The organism is Streptococcus ictaluri 707-05 (assembly GCF_000188015.2).
GTDB lineage: Bacteria > Bacillota > Bacilli > Lactobacillales > Streptococcaceae > Streptococcus > Streptococcus ictaluri.
In genome coordinates this window covers 136,601-153,537 of record NZ_AEUX02000007.1, presented here as the reverse complement: position 1 = coordinate 153,537, position 16,937 = coordinate 136,601, and the positions used below count along the sequence as shown (strand labels likewise).

Here is a 16,937-nt window from a genome sequence, read left to right as displayed (position 1 = left end):
CCATACTGCTCCCTTTTTAGGTAGCCCCAACTATTACTTAAACTATTTTCTCAAGTCAATCCCTTGAGGTTATAGATAACGTGTACCGCTCAAACCACGTAAAAAATGAGCTAGAAAGCAAAGTATGAGAAATAAACTGTTTGCAAAATTTGCACTCCTTGTTCTCACCACTTCTCTGTTCAGTTACTACATACCTCCTGTCTCTGGAGAAACCTCAAAGGCAACTGTAACAACGACCAGCATCAAAGAGACCGACTTGGGGCTTTTGCCTTTTAAAAAGAAAAGACAACTGATTCTACAACCTTTAGACCAACAAAAAAGAGCTAGGGGCGCACATATCCAGCTAAATGATAGTAGTGAACCTAGACGTAAACGTAAAGTACGCTTAAAAACAAATCCCGTTGGTTGGCACAACTATCAATTTTATTTTGACAATGGTGAACAAAAGGCTTGGTTGATGAACCGCGGACACTTAATTGGCTATCAATTCTCTGGCTTAGATGAAGAAGTAAAAAATCTCGTTCCACTAACAAGCTGGGTTAATTCAGGAAAATATAAGGGAATGGATTCCTCCAATGAGCAGAGTATTCTCTTTTATGAAAAAAGACTTGATTCTTGGCTTGCCAATCACCCTAATTACTACCTTGATTATAAGGTAACTCCAATATACAAAGACCGTGAATTGATTCCTAGACAGATTGAACTACAGTACGTTGGAATTGATAATGATGGAAAACTCCTTGCAATCACGATTGGCGGTAAATCAATACAAGATTCCAATGGGATTAGTAAAGTTACTTTAGACAATAGCTCGCCAAACGCAAGCATCGATTACGCTACCGGACGCGCGCAAAATACTGTTGCATCAGCTACAGAGCAAAAGGTACAAGCCCAGAAAAAAGCAAACGAAGAAAAACGGCAAGCTGAAGAGAAAGCAAAAGCTGAGGCTGAAGCTGCCGCTCAAAAAGCTGCTCAAGAAGCAGAACAACAAAGACAAGCAGCAATTGCTCAAGCTCAACAAGCGGCTCTAGCACAGGAGCAAGCTCAACAGGCACAACAAGCGGCTAATGGTTATACCAGAGATAGCAGAGGGCGATGGCACCGACCAAATGGTCAATATGCCTCAAAAGCTGAAATTGCTGCAGCAGGCCTTCCTTGGTAGTAATCATCACACTGTGAAAATAATTCTACTGCCCTCAAAAAGTTGGATAATTTATTATTAAAAGGATTTAGACCTATATGGTACGAAATTAAATCCGTTTATTTTTATTTGTTTGTTGCTATAGTTAAAATATTAGGTCTATAATTTCTATAATGAGTAAGTCCATCAAAGTGACTATAAGTCTCTCTGACTGAATAAAAGATTCCATATAACCTATAATGTAAAGTGACTAAACTTTTATTAAAAAGTCTCATATGAAATACTTTTAGAATAATACCGAGCTCATTGGATTGAAAGAAAAGAAAAGTACTATTGATACACACATTATGAGAATACCCAAGGACAAGTGAACAAATATGATTTTTAACGACTATCTATCATTCTAATTCTTGATTTCCAATCATATCAACCGTCCTAAATCTCAAGAAAGATTGCTTTAGTGTCAGAACTATACACAAGCACGTGTTATCCGAGACTAGCTTAATCAAGAAAACTGGGACCTTACCCCTTTTTTAAAGCATTTATAAATAAATCCTCACACGTGAAACATGTGAGGATTTTTCTTATTAAAATAACCGTTTTTTAAGCATTCCACCTAGACTAACTAAGAGGAAAATACTAATGAAAATCATGGTAATAGTGGCACTAGCTGGCGTTTCAAAGAAATAAGATAAGAAAATACCAGATAACATACCGCTAAAACCGATAACAATTCCCAGTAAGATAACTGTTTTAAAGTTTTTACCCAATCTCATTGCGATACTGGCAGGCAGCACCATGATAGTTGATACCAATAGAGCTCCAGCTGCTGGAATCGTCAAAGCAATCGCAATACCAGTAACAATGTTAAAGAGAACTGACATCAAGCGAACAGGCAAGCCATCTACATAAGCAGTATCTTCATCAAAAGTTAAAATATACATGGGACGAATAAAGAAAAGCGTCAAAAGCAAAATAATAGCCGCAATGACAAATAGCGCAATGACCTGTTCTTGGCTAATTGTAATAATCGAGCCAAAGAGATATTGCTCCAAACTCATATTTGAAGAGCTAGCTGATTTACTCATAGTAATCAATGATAAAGCAAGCCCCAAAGACATGAGAATAGCTGTTGAAATTTCCATATAGTGCTTATAAACCACACGTAAATATTCCAACAAAATAGCCGCCAAAACTACAACGATAACCGTTGTAATGGTTGGAGAAACACCAAGAGCCACACCAAAAGCAACACCAGCTAAAGACACGTGGCTAAGAGTATCACTCATTAAACTTTGGCGTCTGAGAATCAAAAAGATTCCTAAAATCGGCGCAAAAATACTAATGGCAATCACCGCTAAAATAGCGCGTTGCATAAAATCATAGGAGAGAATATCAAGCATGGTGATGACCTCCTTCATGATGAGGTACTTCACTATCGTGAATATTAAAGCAACGCCACGGTAAATTCTGATTTCTTACCAAATGAATATTACGATCGGCGTAATCTTTGACTTCTTCTGGATCATGAGTAATCATTAAGACAGCTTTGCCATGTTGATGAGCACTGTGGTGCATCAATTCGTAAAAAGTATCTGTTGTCCCACTATCCATACCTGTTGTTGGCTCATCAAGAACAAAAATATCAGGGTCTGAAGCAAACATTCGAGCAATCACAACCCGCTGTTTTTGACCACCTGATAAACTACCTATACGTTTATGACGATTTTCCCACATCCCAACTGATTCCAAACTGGTTCTGACGTGTTCTTCATCGTGCTTATTTAAAGGTCTAAACCAACCGCTTCTTGGGAAACGTCCCGATTTGACAAATTCATAAACTGTTGAGGGGAAACCTGCATTAAAACTAGCCACCTGTTGGGGCAAGTAAGCAATACGTAATTTTTTTCCTTCAATATTTTGCTTAGCAATCGTCACTTGACCAATTTTGGGTTTCAAAATACCCAAGGTTGCCTTAATTAAGGTTGATTTTGCTGCCCCATTTTCACCGGTCAATGTGACAAATTCCCCGCTATCCAAATGATAGTTGACTCCTTCTAGAACTGGCTCAGCTTCATATTGGAAAGAGAGATTTTCCACTGATATGTATCTCATTGACTACCCTTCTAATTCTTCTGCAAAGACTGTCAAGAATTTTTCCACAACCACTTTTTCTTCTGCAGAGAAATGCTCCAATAAGCGACTGTAGACATTTAACGTTTCATCATGATGATGTGTGTGTTCTTTGGCAATTGGCTTAGCCAACTCTGTTAACTCAAAATAAGTTACCCTAGCATCCACCGTATCCTTAGTTCCTGCCAACATATCTTGCTTAACCAAGCTCTTGATAGCTTTTGTCACCGCTGCCTGACTGATATTTAAGAGCTTTGCCAAATCAGTATTGGTTAACTTTTCTTGCGATAAGAGCATCAAAATGTGTTCTTGTGTGTTTGTCAATTTGACATCACTCTGATAAGCCCCAAATAACAACTCATGCTGATTTTCAGCTTTCATCAAAATTTGATTAACTAAATCATCAATTTTCTTTTCTAAAGTCCCCATAACTACCTCTTTCATTAACCAGTTAATTATAACACGAAGGCCATTAAGAAGCAAACAAAGGTAAGGTTCAAAGGGTCCTTACCTTATACACTTCTTTACAAAATCCTTTTAAGCTATTGACCACCCTGTTGGCCTGTTTTTCCGTTTGACAAAGGGCAAAAACGGTGGGCCACTTCCCGTCATCAAAGCCACATCAGCTCCTGACTGCACCATTTTATCCTTAATTTTTTGAATCATAGGTTTGGAAATATCTTCCAAAGAATTACCCATGCTTGCTATTAAAGCCTGATAATCATCAAGCTCAATTGCTGCTACCAAATTAGGAATCGACACGCGCGAAATAGTCTCACAGTCTACATCTGGAAAGACTGTCTTGGTTGAAATCCCAAATTCCGGCTTGACTAAAACCACCCAAGAAGACAGACGCCCCTTGATTGGCTTGACCACTTCTCCTTTACCTGTAACCTGTGCGCAACCTGCAGACAAACAATAAGGAACATCACTTCCGATTTGCATCCCAATAGCAATCATTTGTTCTTGTGTTAAATCAAGTTGCCACAATTGATTCAAGGCTCTAATCGTAGCTGCAGCATCACTAGAACCACCACCCATACCCGCGCAAACAGGAATATGTTTATCTAGAAAGATAGAGACCCCTCTACTGACTTGAAATTGATCCTTGATTAATCGGGCCACTTTATAAACATCATTTTTTTGATTGGTCGGCATCTTTGGACAGTTTGAGCTAAAGAGAATCTCATCTTGCTCTAACGCCTCAACCGTTACATAATCACATAGATCAACACTGACCATCACCATATCTAAATCATGATAGCCATCTAATCGCTTCCCCTGAATATCTAGCCCCAGATTGATTTTTGCAGGAGCTCTCTCAATAATTGTAACCATAATACTCCTTACCCCTCATGTCTTATAGTAACAAATATACACAAAGATTATGAAAAATTCAAATAAATATTATTATGATTAAATAGGAAAACAAGACTGAAATCCACCTGCTTAAAAGCCTCTCTAAAACTTATCGTCACAAGTCTGGTCATAAAGACTGAAATACGGTAAAATAAAGGAATAAAGTAAGCAAGGAGTAACTGGATGTCATCCTTTTGGAGTAAAAACCCTCAGATGCAAGCTAAAATTAAGGATATTTGCGACTTAATTGAAAAGCGAGTGGTGATTCGAAACCCTGAAATCGAAACAGCTATTGTCGAACTAAGTGTCTCTGGAGGCAAATACCTGAGACCTGCTTTTTTCTACTTATTTGCTGGGTTTGGAGACTCTAAAAAGGCTGAAACTACCGATTTAACCAAAATCGCAAGCTCTCTAGAAATACTTCACATGGCGACTTTGATGCACGATGATATCATTGATGATTCTCCCTTGCGACGTGGACAAGCCACTGTTCAAAGCAAATTCGGAAAAGATGTCGCGGTTTACACTGGCGATTTGCTTTTTACCGTCTTTTTTGAACTCATTTTGGAAACAATGGTTGATACACCTTATCTAGCTATCAATGCCAAAGCCATGAAAAAGATTTTAATGGGTGAACTCAATCAAATGCATCTCCAATTTAATCAAGTCCAATCTGTCCGAGACTACTTGCACTCCGTCTCGGGAAAAACAGCTGAGCTCTTTCGCTTAGCAGCCAAAGAAGGGGCTTATTTTGGCGGTGCCACTTCTGATATTGTGAGATTAGCTGGTCGTATTGGCCACAATATTGGCATGGCCTTTCAAATTTTAGATGATATTTTAGATTACACCGCTGACCCAAAAACCTTCAACAAGCCCGTCTTAGAAGATTTACCAAATGGGGTCTATAGCCTTCCGCTACTATTTGCATTAGAGCAAAAACCTGAAGCCTTCAAAGAGCTTTTAGACAAAAAAGAAAAGATTAGCCTAGAAGATCGCAAGAGTGTAGCCAAGCTTGTCAAAGAAATTGGCGGCGTTGAGGCATCGCGACAATTGGCAAGACGTTTCACCCAAAAAGCCATCCTTGATATTCAACAATTACCTGAAGCAAAAGCCAAAAATGATCTCTTAAAACTGACCAATCATCTACTAAAGCGCCAAATATAAGCCAACACTCCTTTAAAAAGATCAAAGAAAAACTTGGGAAATTCCCAAGTTTTTCTTTGCTTTAATCCGTCTTTATCAGTCGATATCCTCGCCATCATCAATCAGTTTCAATTGGCGATATCTAGAATTGTTGTAGTAGAGATCTTCTGGCGAGCCAGACATCTCTAGCTTACCATCCTCAATAAAGATGACCTGATCAGCATACTCAATGCCTTTTAAATGATGGGTAATCCAAATCAGGGTTTTATCTTTCAAGACTTCCATGAAAGTGGTTAATAGGTGTTGTTCTGTGATTGGGTCAAGCCCCACAGTTGGTTCATCTAGTAAGACAATCGGTGTATCTTGCAATAAAATCCGAGCTAAAGCTAAGCGGTGACGTTCGCCACCAGAAAAACGCAAGCCTGCCTCATCTACCATAGTTTCAAGACCGTTTGGTAAAGCCTCAACCATGGCTTTAAGTCCAACACGTTCTAATACTTCCCATAGGGCCTCATCACTAGCTGCTTCATTCCCCAATCGAAGGTTATTTCCTAAGCTAGTATTGGGCGATTGTTGAATGACTCCCATGTAGTCTGCCACCTTATCTCCTAATTCCTGAACAGGTATACCAGCTAACCTAATCGGGCCCTGACAAGGCAATAAATCACCTCTTAACAAATGAGCTAAAGTGGATTTTCCAGAACCACTTCGCCCTAAAATAGCTAGTTTCTGTCCTTCCTTAATGGTTAAACTTAGATGATCAAGAACCTTTTTACTATCTAGCTGATAACGAAAAGTAAGGTCTTCAATAGCAATATCAAAAGGAGGTGTCACAACAGGAACGACCTTCTCACTGACGTTTACTTCTGGCAAAGCATTAAGGCGTTCGATCGAATCCGCGTAACTGTTACTCTCTTGCGCAGCAGCTGAAAGGCCTGCAAAGGCATCAACCAGAGGAAAAAGTGATAAGACAAAAGCTGCAATCCAATTAGCTTCTTGGCCAGACCCACCACCAAAACGGCTAGAGGTCCAAAATAAAGTGACAAGAACAAGGCCACCATAGAGCAGTTCAAAAAGCAGATTGCGAAGATGATTAAAACGCCTCATTGCTGCTTGAGTGGCTGCTAATTGTGTTTGAGAGGCTTCATGAAGTTGCACATACTCTTGACTCCTCTGACTAAAGATCCAATCAGCAATCCCCATAACGTTATCTGTTAAATCAGTATAGAGAGCTTCTTTTAGCAGCTTCTCTTTCTTTTGTCGCGCCCCGTTAACTAAGACAGACCAAAGAGGAAAGACAAGAAGTAAAATCAAGAGATAAAAAGCCATAAAAAGGGAGAACCAGATGGAGAAGAAACCCAAAGCCACAACTAAAAAAACATAAAGGAGCCAAGCAATAAAGGTTGGAAAAATCGTTCTCAAATAGAGGTTTTGAAGATGATTGATATCCTCAGATAACAAGCCCATAACATCTCCCAATCGGAAGTTTCTCTTAAGAAAGATGGCATCTTGTTCCACACTTTTATATAGTCTGACCCTTAGTTTTGAAGTCATTCTCAAAACCCAGTTATGACTGGTCAAACGTTCCATGTAACGAAACACAGGACGGGCAATCCCAAATGCTCTAGTCAAAACAATAGGAATGTAAACCAAAAGAATGTTATAAGGTCTGGTAGCCGATTTACTAATTAAAAAACCAGAGTTAAACATCAAGGCAGCAGCCGCAAAAAAGGTTGCAAATCCTAAAAAAAGAGCTAAAGCAAGGGAAAATTTATATTGCTTAAGATATGGCTTAACCCATTTATCCTCTTTCAAGGCATCTAATAAAGGCATAGACATTAGCGATTTCCTCCCATTGCTGCTTTCAATTGATAAAGATAACCTTTTTTAGCCATCAGATTGCTGTAGTCCCCATATTCAACCAAGCGACCTTGATCTAACACCAATATCAGATCCATCTGATTAAGCCAGTGAAGGCGATGGGTGGCAAAGAAAACCAAGCGATTGGCCATGAGCGGCAGCATTTTTTCTTTTAATTCTAACTCTGTTTCAATATCAAGGTGGGCTGTTGGTTCATCAAAAATCATTATACGACGCTTCTGATCCAAAAAGGCACGTGCTAAAGCAATACGCTGAGCCTGACCACCACTAAGTGGTCTTGCGCCATTACCAATTCGCGTTTCTAAACCTTCTGGTAATTCTGCTAGTAGCTGGTCCAAACCTACCACATGAATAGCTTCTAAAACAGCTTCATCACTAGCTTCTGGACAATAAAAACGTATATTATCTCCTAAACTAGCCTCAAAGACATAGGGATTTTGAGGAATATAGAGCAACTGCTGTCGCCAAGCTTTTTGATCAAGGTTGGCCACCTTTTGACCGTCTAAGTCAAACTGTCCACTGTGGCTAGCTAAAAAGCCACTCAATAAATTGATTAAGGTAGACTTCCCAGAGCCACTCATCCCAATAATACCGATTTTTTGAAAACCTGTCACTGAAAGATGAGTTCCTTCCAGAAGCACTTTATCCCCATAGTTGACGGAAACATCTTCTAAGCGAAGCTGACTTTTTGCATGCCAAGCTTGCACGGAAACTTGCTCTTCTTTTTGACTTTCACGCGCTAAGATTTTTTGAATCGCTCTAAAAGCATTCTTACCATCCAAAGTAGCATGGTAATCACTTGAAAAGTCCCGAACAGGTAAAAAGTATTCCGGTGACAAAATCAAAACCGTCAAAGCAGGAAATAAGATAATCTCCCCTTTAATCAAGCGTAAGCCCAAAAGTACCGCTACAATGGCAATGGATAAGGTAGAGAAGAAATCCAAAGCAAAAGTGGATAACATTCCCATTCGCAGACTACTCATCGTTGCCTTTCGAAAAGCCTCACTACTACGATAAATACTCTTGGCATAGCGTTTACTAAGTCCAAAAAAACTTAAGGTATCGATACCTCTTAGAGCATCCAATAAATGATTTGATAACAGTTGATAAGAAGCATATTGCTTATCTGCTTTAGCTTGAGCTGCGAAACCTAGAATAATCATAAAAACAATGATTAAGGGAAAAACAAGGAGCAAAACCATGCCAGATTGCCAATCTAAGTAAGTCACAAAGGATAAAATAAGCCATGGAATAATACTTAAATTAATCATCTTGCTCAAGATGAGATGAATATAATTCTCCACCAATTGGATACCATCCAAAGCCATGGTGATGACATTGCCACTGCCTTCTTCTTGAACAATTTGAGGACCTAAGTCAAATAGCTTAGATAAGAGTTGCCCTCTTAATTGGCCAGCATGCTTAGCCGCAAATGTGTCTAGTAAACGATTTTTTAGATAGGTCATCAAATGACGACCGGCATAAGAAATCCCAAACAAAAGAATAGCCAAAAGTTGATGTTTTAGCGACTGTCCTTTCCATAATCCCGCAATAGTATGACTTAAATAATAAGCTTGTCCGATAATAAAGATTGCCTGTAGAACATCAAGTCCCGCAAGCAATCCCATCATTTTATGAATACCAGACAAGCGCATAAGAGCCTTATCTAGCATTATTTTTCTCCCTTAAGCATCAGTTTTGGAAGACCGACACGTTTTCTAAAAATATAATAAGCCCAAGCAGTATAAGCTAATACAAAAGGTACCAAACCAATAGCAACAAAAGACATAATTTTTAAAGTATAAGGAGATGACGACGCATCCTTAATCAAAAGATCAAATTTGGCATCTGTTGAGCTAATCATCACACGCGGGAACAAGCCTTGGAATAAAAGTGCCACCAAAGCAACAAAGGTCAAACCACTAGCCATGAAGGCTTGCTTTTCTGCTTGTTTGAAAACACTCATATGTGCAAATAACGACAAGAGAACAATCAATACAAGTAAACCTAAAGTTACCAAAGGACGATGACTAAAGAAGTCGGTTTTGCGCCATAAAAGCAAAGCAAAAACGACCAAACCAAGGTAAAGAACCCAATACAAGAGTTGTGCATAATTACGTGCTCTGTCTCTAACAGGTCCTACCGTTTTTAACCCAATATAATTTAAACCATGTAGGTAAGCCAACAGTAAGACAGCCACACCACCAACTACTGAGAAAAGATTGATATAATCTCCAAATTGAGCAGAAAGATTACCCTTAGCATCAATAGGCATACCTTGAATCACACTGACAAACATCAGCCCAAAGAAGAACGGCACCATTGCAGAACCGATAGTCAATGTCCAATTCCAAATCCGTTTTTGATGCTCTGGAACTTTGTGTCTGAATTCAAAAGAAACCCCTCGAATAATCAAACCAAACAAAATCATCAATAAAATGAGGTAATACCCACTAAACAAAGAGGCATACCAATATGGAAAAGAAGCAAACATAGCGCCACCTGCAGTTAGCAACCATACTTCGTTCCCGTCCCAAACAGGACCAATGGTCTCAACAATCTGATCTTTTTCATGCTCATTATGAGCCAAGGTTTGAACTGCCATACCGACACCAAAATCAAACCCTTCTAAAAAGAAGAAACCTACAAATAAAAGACCAATCAGAAAGAACCAAAAAAATTGTAAACCAGTCATCTAAAATGCCCCCTTATCAAATGGATCCATAGAAGCTTGAGAAGCTAATTGTAATTTTGCCTCCTCGTATTCAGGACCTTTATGCAATTCACGAATCACCAAAGTCATCATCAATCCTAAGCCACTAAACAGCACAAAGTAAACACCATTTGAAATGAGTAATGACGGTACAGAAACATTCGGAGACACACTGTCTTTGATGGTAAAGAGACCATAAACTGTCCAAGGGTAACGCCCTTGCTCTGTGATAATCCAACCCAAGGTATTGGCAATAAATGGCGCAAAAGTCGTTAAAGCCAGAATACGTAATAACCATTTCTGATTAAATAAAATTGGTTTTTTAGGACGGCTTAAGAAAAGTCCTAAGGCAGAAACACCAAACATCAACATCCCAAATCCAGCCATAATACGGAAACTATAGAATAGCAAGTTTACCATTGGGAAATAATTGCGCTTACCATATTTAGCTACCAGCTCCTTATTAGCCGTGTTCATCCCAAGAACTGAACCCGAAGGTTTTCCATAAGATAAAATACTCAACATGTAAGGAACTTTAATGCCAAAGACTTGTTGTTTTTCAGCTTCATTTGCCCAAGCGACAACGGTCCAAGCTGCTGGATCTCCAGAGTCTTCATAATCCCCTTCCATAGCAGCAAACTTCATCGGTTGATCGTGTAAAAGAGCCTTCATCTGTAAATCTCCAGCTCCCATTACTGAAATAGACCCAATCAATGAAACCAATAAGCCAATACGAACAGATTTCTTATAAAGGTTAACCGTGCTTTCTTTAAGGCTTTCTTTGTTCAATAGTTTAAAGGCTGACATACCCGCAACGAGAATACCACCCATTGTAATGGCACCTGTAATGACATGGCCGTATTCATAGAAGAATTGTGGATTGGTAATTAAGGCAAAGAAATCTGTCATCTGAGCACGACCATTAATGATTTCGTAGCCAACAGGGTGTTGCATAAAGCTATTAGCAATCAAAATCCACATGGCAGACATCAAAGAACCAAAAACCACAAGCCAAATAAAGCTTAGATGTAGCTTTTTACTGATTCCCGCGTTGTAAAATGAAGTGCAACAAAAAAGACATGTTCGTCTGATATACTAGAATTCCCCAATTCAGTATGGAAAGCAGATGAACATGTCCAACATTAATTCTACCAGAAAATCATCCTATTCTCATCTTTCAGCCACAGAACGGGGTGAAATTGCTGCTTATCTTAAAATGGGAAAGAAACCCGCTGAGATTGCTCGACTCTTGGGTCGTCACCGTTCTACAATCTGCCGAGAAATAAAACGTGGTTCAGTAGAACAGGTAAAGGATAAGAATGGAAAACAAACCTTCTTCAACGCCTATTTCGCTGATAGTGGGCAACGTGTCTATGAAACCAATCGTCAAAAGAGTTCTTATCTCAAGTTGAATGACTGCTCCGCTAGGTTCATTGAACAATTAGAATCTGCCTTGACGGCTAACATTCGTCTCCATAGTGTGGATAGTTTTGTTCAGACTTACAAAGTGAACCATCCTGAAGAAGTCGTCCCCTCTACCAAAACGATTTATCGTTATATCAAAGAGGGGGTATTAGCTATTAAACCAATCGATTTGCCTAAGATGGTTAGTATCAGAAAACGTTCTAAGAAAGTCATGAAGACGAATAAGAAGACTTTAGGTAAATCTATCGAAGAACGTCCAGAATATATTAATGATCGTTCTGAATTTGAGCATTGGGAGATTGATTTGGTTCTCGGCAGAAACCAAAGGTGAAGCTGTTATGTTGACTTTGGTAGAGCGCCAGACACGCTATGCACTAGGAGTTAAGCTAGAAGACAAGCAGTCCCAAACCATTAACCGTGCTGTCACGCATCTCATCAGTCAGTATCCTATTGCATCCATCACAGCGGATAATGGTTCTGAGTTTAGTTTACTCTCAAACTTAGAAGCTGTTGAAGTTTACTTTGCACATCCCTATTCTTCACATGAGAGAGGAAAAAACGAGAACTTCAATGGCCTCCTCAGAGAATATGTCCCTAAAGGAGTCTCACTTAATCCACTAACCTCTGAAGAACTTGACAATTATATTACTGCCATCAATGAGCGCCCAAGACGACTTCTTCAATATCAATCCTCAAAATTCCTGTTTGAGCTATCCCGAACAGCTTAACATCTGGAACTCTAGTTATCTATGAACTGGTTGCACTTGACTTGACAACTTGCGTTTTTACTGATTTTCTTATTGTCCCAAGTAAACATCCAGACACCTAAGAAGGTGGATTCCAAGAAGAAAGCTAATAAAGCTTCTACAGCTAGCGGTGCCCCAAAAATATCTCCCACAAAGCGAGAATAATCAGACCAGTTCATTCCAAATTGAAATTCTTGAATAATCCCTGTCACGACTCCGACAGCAAAACTCAAGAGCATGATATTACCCCAAAATTTGGTTAACTTTTTGTAGTCTTCATTTTTAGTCACCACATAACACGTTTCCATGATAGCAACAATCAAACAGGTCCCAATTGAGAAGGGAACAAAGAAAAAGTGAAAGATTGTCGTCATTGCAAATTGAAAACGTGCTAAGGTTTCAATAGTCATAAAATCTCCTCCGATTTTAGTAGATGATAAAGGCTTTAAAGCCTCAGTTTAAGAACAAGGAATAAAGTCATTCTTTGATTATTAATGGTACAAATCAAAACGCCCTTTGGCTAAGAGCTCTTTAAGCCCACCGATATCCAATAAGGACTTATTCATAATACTCTTTTTAATAACAGAAGCAGGATAGGATTTGACAGCAGTTTTTCCAACCACACCAAAGGCTCTTGTATTTCCAACAGAAGCAACTGTCCCTAACCCTTTGTAGCTAAAGTCCTCAGTTGCTTCACCTTTTAATTGGTGAAGAATATTCTTAGCAACGTGCGTTCCCATACGTGTCGCAATTTGAGCAGTTGTTGGGAAAGGCTGATTACAGCTCTTATCCATAAAGGCTGATACATCACCAATCACATAAACTGATTCATGAGCTGGATCACGCAAATCACTGTTTACCATTACACGTCCACGGCGTTGATTAAATCCAGACTCTCCCATTACTGGGCTACCACTTACACCACTTGTCCAAACGATAGTTTTGGCTTCGATTGACTTAAAGTCCTTATCCTCTGGATGAGTGACATACATGACTTGACCTGGCTTAATTTCTTTAATCATTGAGCCCGTCATCAAGTTAACATTCAATTTTTTCAGCAAGTTTACACCATGTTGTGCTAACTTATCATCAAACATCGGCAAAATGCGGGTCGCAGCCTCTACACAGATAATTTCAATTTCTTCAGGATTAACACCTGCAAGTTTAGCATAACGCTTTCTTTCATCAACAAAAGCACCAGCCAACTCTATCCCTGTAAAACCAGCACCACAAATCAGCAAGCGTAGATAGGTTTTATCTTTAGTCTCTTGGTATTTAGACATCATTTCCAGAATATGATGATGGATTGCCTCTGCCCCCTCAACAGTAACCATTTGTAAAGCATTCTCTTTAGCACCTGGAATACCAAAGGTTTCTGAGGTGAAGCCCAAAGAAACAACCACATAATCATAAGTCAGCTGTCCTTTATTTCTTAAGGTAACCATTTGTTGATCCGCGTCAATCTTAGTGACTTCATCTTGAATAAAAGTCACTTTTTCAGAACAAATTACATCCATAATGGGATAGGAAATTTTTTCCTTTGGTTGAGACCCAGCAGCCACTTCATGAAGTTCTGTAGCTTCATAATGATAATCATTACGGTCAACTAAGGTAATATGAAAATCACCCTTTTGTTTTTGCAATTGACGAACGGCTTTTAAGCCAGTATAGCCTGCACCAAGTACAAGTATTTCTTTCATTATCAATAAACTCCTTTAAAAAATCATGCCTAGGAAATACGTAAAGGCCTGCAGAAAAGATCCGACAGCCAAAATACGAATGCCACACACGAAGGTTTCTTTTTTAACTTGTTTCAACCACAATAATTTGGTTTGTTGATAGACAAAAGGAATCATCAATAACGTTAACAATATAGTTGCTGGAGCAAGTCCAAAAAGGTATTCCAATATAATGGCCACAAAAGCTAAAATAGTTAACAAAGTAAATAAAAGTAAGCTACCCCTTGTCCCAATATAATGAACAAGAGTGTAACGATGATTTTTTTCATCTTCTTCCTTATCACATAGATTATTGGCTAACATCAAGTTAGCAATCCATAAGGTATTGGGAAGAGAAATTAGAAAAATAGACCACAAGTTTTGGAATCGCCACTCAAATAGCTCATAGGTATTTAAATAGACGCAAATTAGGGTGATCATGAATCCCATAGTAAAACCTGAAAAAAATTCTCCTAAGGTTAAACTAGACAGAGGCCTTGATCCAGACGAATAAAAAATGCCTACAGCGTAACAAAAGCCTCCCATTAATAGAATTGGCCAGCCAACCAACCAAGCTAAATAGAAACCAATAAAAGCTGATGAAAGCAAAAAAACCGCCATCAGACCCTCAATCTGCTTAAGGGATAGCTTTTCTCTTCCAATAATGTTAGTCTGATATTGATACTCTTTATCTAATGCTCGATGATAATCATTGTAGTTATTCCAAATATCTACAAACATATTAAAAAGAAACATAGAAATAAAAAATAAAACTAGCAACAACGGATGAATAGACCCGTAATAATAAGAACTAAAACACAGACCGATTAAAAAAGGTAAAACACTGGCTGTCTTAGCCTTCATTTCAACTAATTCCATAAAAACAGGAATTGTCATGTAGAAACGTCACCCCACTTCATTAAAATTTCTCCTAAACATTCCTATTATAGAGTAAAAGCAGTCATTTGAAAAATAATATCGCTTGATAATAGACAAAAAATGAAATTATCTAACTATTCTTGACCTTGATAATCATTCCCACTACCAAAGTTTAAAAACTATCCGATATCAATCCTTACAATTGATGAGCGCCGTATTTTCCTACTAGATCAAAACACAGATCAATCAAACTAGGATAATAAGGAATAAAAGTTCCTTCAGTAATCATTCTATTAATCTCTGCTTTTGAAGCCCACTTCGCAGCTTGTACTTCCTCCGCTTGAAAAACAAGGCTATTGATATCAACCTCTTTTTCAAGTAAGAAAATATCATCAAACCCATGATCAAAGTTAATCGTAAACTGTGGACGTAGCTCATTAAGATTGATTTTAAGGCCTAGTTCTTCAAATAACTCTCTTTCAGCAGCTACTTGAGATGTCTCCCCAGTTAAAGCACTTCCTCCAACAGTCAGATCCCAATAAGAAGGCCAACCAGCTTTATCATCTTGACGTTGCTGAATTAGCATCTCTCCCTGACGATTAAAAAGACAAAGATGAACCACTAAATGATAACAATCATTTTCAAAAGAACTACCTCTTTCCATTGTTTGTCCAGTGAGCTCATGATTCCTCGCATAAACATCCCATAGCTCAACCATAATTTCTCCTTGTAATCATTCCAATCTAAAACGAGAATCACACTAAAATTACACCAAAATAAAAGGATTATTTTAAGAAGTTTAAAAATAAAAAGAGACCATTTTTATAATGGTTCATCTTGCAAGCTTTTAGAAAACAAAGTTATTTCAATACTCAAGATAATAATTATAATAGGCATATAAAAAATTAGTTTTATAAAGTAAAACACGTTAATAAACTAGATTATGATGATATCTATAAGTATAGAGAATACCTACAAAATACTATTGCTCAAAATAGTAATAAGCTACTTAATCCAAATACAATTAATAAAATAGCGGTACTACTTAAGAAGATACTTGATATCGGTATCAAAAAAGGTTATTACACAAATAACCCTGTTAAAATGTTAAAGAAACTTCCAATTGCAAAAGCTCAACTTAATTATTGGTCAATCGAAGAATTTAAAAAAATTTCTGAACTTATTTGAACCAGAAGAATATAATTATCAATTATGATTTACTTGTTTATTCTTTACTGGTATACGACTTGGCGAGGCGTTAGCATTAATATGGAATGATATTGACTTCACAACTCAAACAATTCACATTACAAAATCAATATATATCAGTAAAGGCATTAGCTACTTATCTACCACTAAAACTAAAGCAGGTATGAGACGTATCACAATCCATAAAAAATTAAATGCTGAATTAAAAGAGTAGAAAAAGACTCAATATAAACTGCTTAACAATTTTATTACTTGTGATACAAATGAATTACAGATATTCCAGAACTCTCCAATTGTTATTTCTAAAAATGCTATTGAGAAGTTTTATAAAAAGATATTAAAAAGAGATCCTAACCTTAAAAAAATTAGGATCCATGATTTCCGTCACTCACACGCCTCTTTACTTATTAATCAAGGTGAAGATATTACTTAGTAGTAAAAGAACGCTTAGGACACGCTTCTATCTCTACTACAATTGATACATACTCACATCTATATCCATCTAAGCAGAAGAGTTTGGCGGATAAGTTGAATTCATTAATCTAACATCAATAAAATTATCTATATAAAATGTTACAATGTTATTATTA

11 protein-coding genes and 5 pseudogenes are annotated in these 16,937 nt (G+C 37.9%); 4 read left to right on the top strand and 12 right to left on the bottom strand.

Going from position 1 to position 16,937, the window contains the following annotated elements:
* Positions 1 to 124 precede the first annotated feature (124 nt).
* Positions 125 to 1,162, top strand: a complete 1,038-nt coding sequence (locus STRIC_RS08490; RefSeq protein ID WP_040832317.1) for a DNA/RNA non-specific endonuclease — start codon at positions 125 to 127, stop codon at positions 1,160 to 1,162.
* 566 nt (positions 1,163 to 1,728) lie between these two features.
* Here the strand turns inward: STRIC_RS08490 and STRIC_RS08485 are convergent.
* The 4 genes and pseudogenes from STRIC_RS08485 to ispE all read right to left on the bottom strand — a co-directional run bounded on the left by STRIC_RS08485 (position 1,729) and on the right by ispE (position 4,612).
* The gene (locus STRIC_RS08485; RefSeq protein WP_008090439.1) at positions 1,729 to 2,544 is read right to left on the bottom strand and encodes a metal ABC transporter permease; all 816 of its coding nucleotides are present in this window, start codon (positions 2,542 to 2,544) and stop codon (positions 1,729 to 1,731) included.
* Positions 2,537 to 3,256, bottom strand: coding sequence for a metal ABC transporter ATP-binding protein (locus STRIC_RS08480; RefSeq protein WP_040832315.1), 720 nt, complete (start codon positions 3,254 to 3,256; stop codon positions 2,537 to 2,539). Before STRIC_RS08480 ends, STRIC_RS08485 begins: the two co-directional genes overlap by 8 nt.
* A gap of 3 nt (positions 3,257 to 3,259) precedes the next feature.
* A complete protein-coding gene (locus tag STRIC_RS08475; protein WP_008089804.1) occupies positions 3,260 to 3,703 on the bottom strand; it encodes a zinc-dependent MarR family transcriptional regulator in 444 nt (147 codons plus the stop codon).
* Positions 3,704 to 3,770: 67 nt separating this feature from the next.
* Positions 3,771 to 4,612 (bottom strand): annotated as a pseudogene (gene ispE / locus STRIC_RS08470) (4-(cytidine 5'-diphospho)-2-C-methyl-D-erythritol kinase).
* A gap of 204 nt (positions 4,613 to 4,816) precedes the next feature.
* Between ispE and STRIC_RS08465 the strand changes: the two are divergent.
* Positions 4,817 to 5,797, top strand: coding sequence for a polyprenyl synthetase family protein (locus STRIC_RS08465; protein WP_008089948.1), 981 nt, complete (start codon positions 4,817 to 4,819; stop codon positions 5,795 to 5,797).
* A gap of 75 nt (positions 5,798 to 5,872) precedes the next feature.
* Here the strand turns inward: STRIC_RS08465 and cydC are convergent, their stop codons facing one another.
* From cydC to STRIC_RS08445, 4 genes and pseudogenes are all read right to left on the bottom strand, one after another.
* Positions 5,873 to 7,615, bottom strand: coding sequence for a thiol reductant ABC exporter subunit CydC (gene cydC / locus STRIC_RS08460; protein WP_008089809.1), 1,743 nt, complete (start codon positions 7,613 to 7,615; stop codon positions 5,873 to 5,875).
* Positions 7,615 to 9,330, bottom strand: coding sequence for a thiol reductant ABC exporter subunit CydD (gene cydD, locus STRIC_RS08455; RefSeq protein WP_008089674.1), 1,716 nt, complete (start codon positions 9,328 to 9,330; stop codon positions 7,615 to 7,617). The genes cydC and cydD overlap by 1 nt, the downstream gene beginning before the upstream one ends.
* A complete protein-coding gene (gene cydB, locus STRIC_RS08450) occupies positions 9,330 to 10,352 on the bottom strand; it encodes a cytochrome d ubiquinol oxidase subunit II (protein WP_008089704.1) in 1,023 nt (340 codons plus the stop codon). The genes cydD and cydB overlap by 1 nt, the downstream gene beginning before the upstream one ends.
* A pseudogene (locus STRIC_RS08445) lies at positions 10,353 to 11,423 on the bottom strand (cytochrome ubiquinol oxidase subunit I); the annotation flags it as partial. It lies immediately after the preceding gene.
* Between the two features lie 79 nt (positions 11,424 to 11,502).
* On the opposite strand from STRIC_RS08445, the pseudogene STRIC_RS08440 reads away from it, so the two are divergent.
* Positions 11,503 to 12,523 (top strand): annotated as a pseudogene (locus tag STRIC_RS08440) (IS30 family transposase).
* 56 nt (positions 12,524 to 12,579) lie between these two features.
* On the opposite strand, the pseudogene STRIC_RS08435 reads toward STRIC_RS08440, so the two are convergent.
* From STRIC_RS08435 to STRIC_RS08420, 4 genes and pseudogenes are all read right to left on the bottom strand, one after another.
* Positions 12,580 to 12,951 (bottom strand): annotated as a pseudogene (locus STRIC_RS08435) (cytochrome ubiquinol oxidase subunit I); the annotation flags it as partial.
* Between the two features lie 81 nt (positions 12,952 to 13,032).
* On the bottom strand, positions 13,033 to 14,241 hold the full coding sequence (locus STRIC_RS08430) for an NAD(P)/FAD-dependent oxidoreductase (RefSeq protein WP_008089987.1): 1,209 nt from the start codon (positions 14,239 to 14,241) through the stop codon (positions 13,033 to 13,035).
* A 15-nt stretch (positions 14,242 to 14,256) separates the two neighbouring features.
* Positions 14,257 to 15,156, bottom strand: a complete 900-nt coding sequence (locus STRIC_RS08425) for a prenyltransferase (protein WP_008089635.1) — start codon at positions 15,154 to 15,156, stop codon at positions 14,257 to 14,259.
* 178 nt (positions 15,157 to 15,334) lie between these two features.
* On the bottom strand, positions 15,335 to 15,856 hold the full coding sequence (locus STRIC_RS08420) for an NUDIX hydrolase (protein ID WP_008090325.1): 522 nt from the start codon (positions 15,854 to 15,856) through the stop codon (positions 15,335 to 15,337).
* A gap of 131 nt (positions 15,857 to 15,987) precedes the next feature.
* On the opposite strand from STRIC_RS08420, the pseudogene STRIC_RS11935 reads away from it, so the two are divergent.
* Positions 15,988 to 16,893, top strand: a pseudogene (locus STRIC_RS11935) (tyrosine-type recombinase/integrase); the annotation flags it as partial.
* Positions 16,894 to 16,937: the final 44 nt, after the last annotated feature.

Coding starts and splice junctions, on each gene's coding strand:
- STRIC_RS08490 (WP_040832317.1), top strand. CDS start 125: ATGAGAAATAAACTGTTTGCAAAATTTGCACTCCTTGTTCTCACCACT.
- STRIC_RS08485 (WP_008090439.1), bottom strand. CDS start 2,544: ATGCTTGATATTCTCTCCTATGATTTTATGCAACGCGCTATTTTAGCG.
- STRIC_RS08480 (WP_040832315.1), bottom strand. CDS start 3,256: ATGAGATACATATCAGTGGAAAATCTCTCTTTCCAATATGAAGCTGAG.
- STRIC_RS08475 (WP_008089804.1), bottom strand. CDS start 3,703: ATGGGGACTTTAGAAAAGAAAATTGATGATTTAGTTAATCAAATTTTG.
- STRIC_RS08465 (WP_008089948.1), top strand. CDS start 4,817: ATGTCATCCTTTTGGAGTAAAAACCCTCAGATGCAAGCTAAAATTAAG.
- cydC (WP_008089809.1), bottom strand. CDS start 7,615: ATGTCTATGCCTTTATTAGATGCCTTGAAAGAGGATAAATGGGTTAAG.
- cydD (WP_008089674.1), bottom strand. CDS start 9,330: ATGCTAGATAAGGCTCTTATGCGCTTGTCTGGTATTCATAAAATGATG.
- cydB (WP_008089704.1), bottom strand. CDS start 10,352: ATGACTGGTTTACAATTTTTTTGGTTCTTTCTGATTGGTCTTTTATTT.
- STRIC_RS08430 (WP_008089987.1), bottom strand. CDS start 14,241: ATGAAAGAAATACTTGTACTTGGTGCAGGCTATACTGGCTTAAAAGCC.
- STRIC_RS08425 (WP_008089635.1), bottom strand. CDS start 15,156: ATGACAATTCCTGTTTTTATGGAATTAGTTGAAATGAAGGCTAAGACA.
- STRIC_RS08420 (WP_008090325.1), bottom strand. CDS start 15,856: ATGGTTGAGCTATGGGATGTTTATGCGAGGAATCATGAGCTCACTGGA.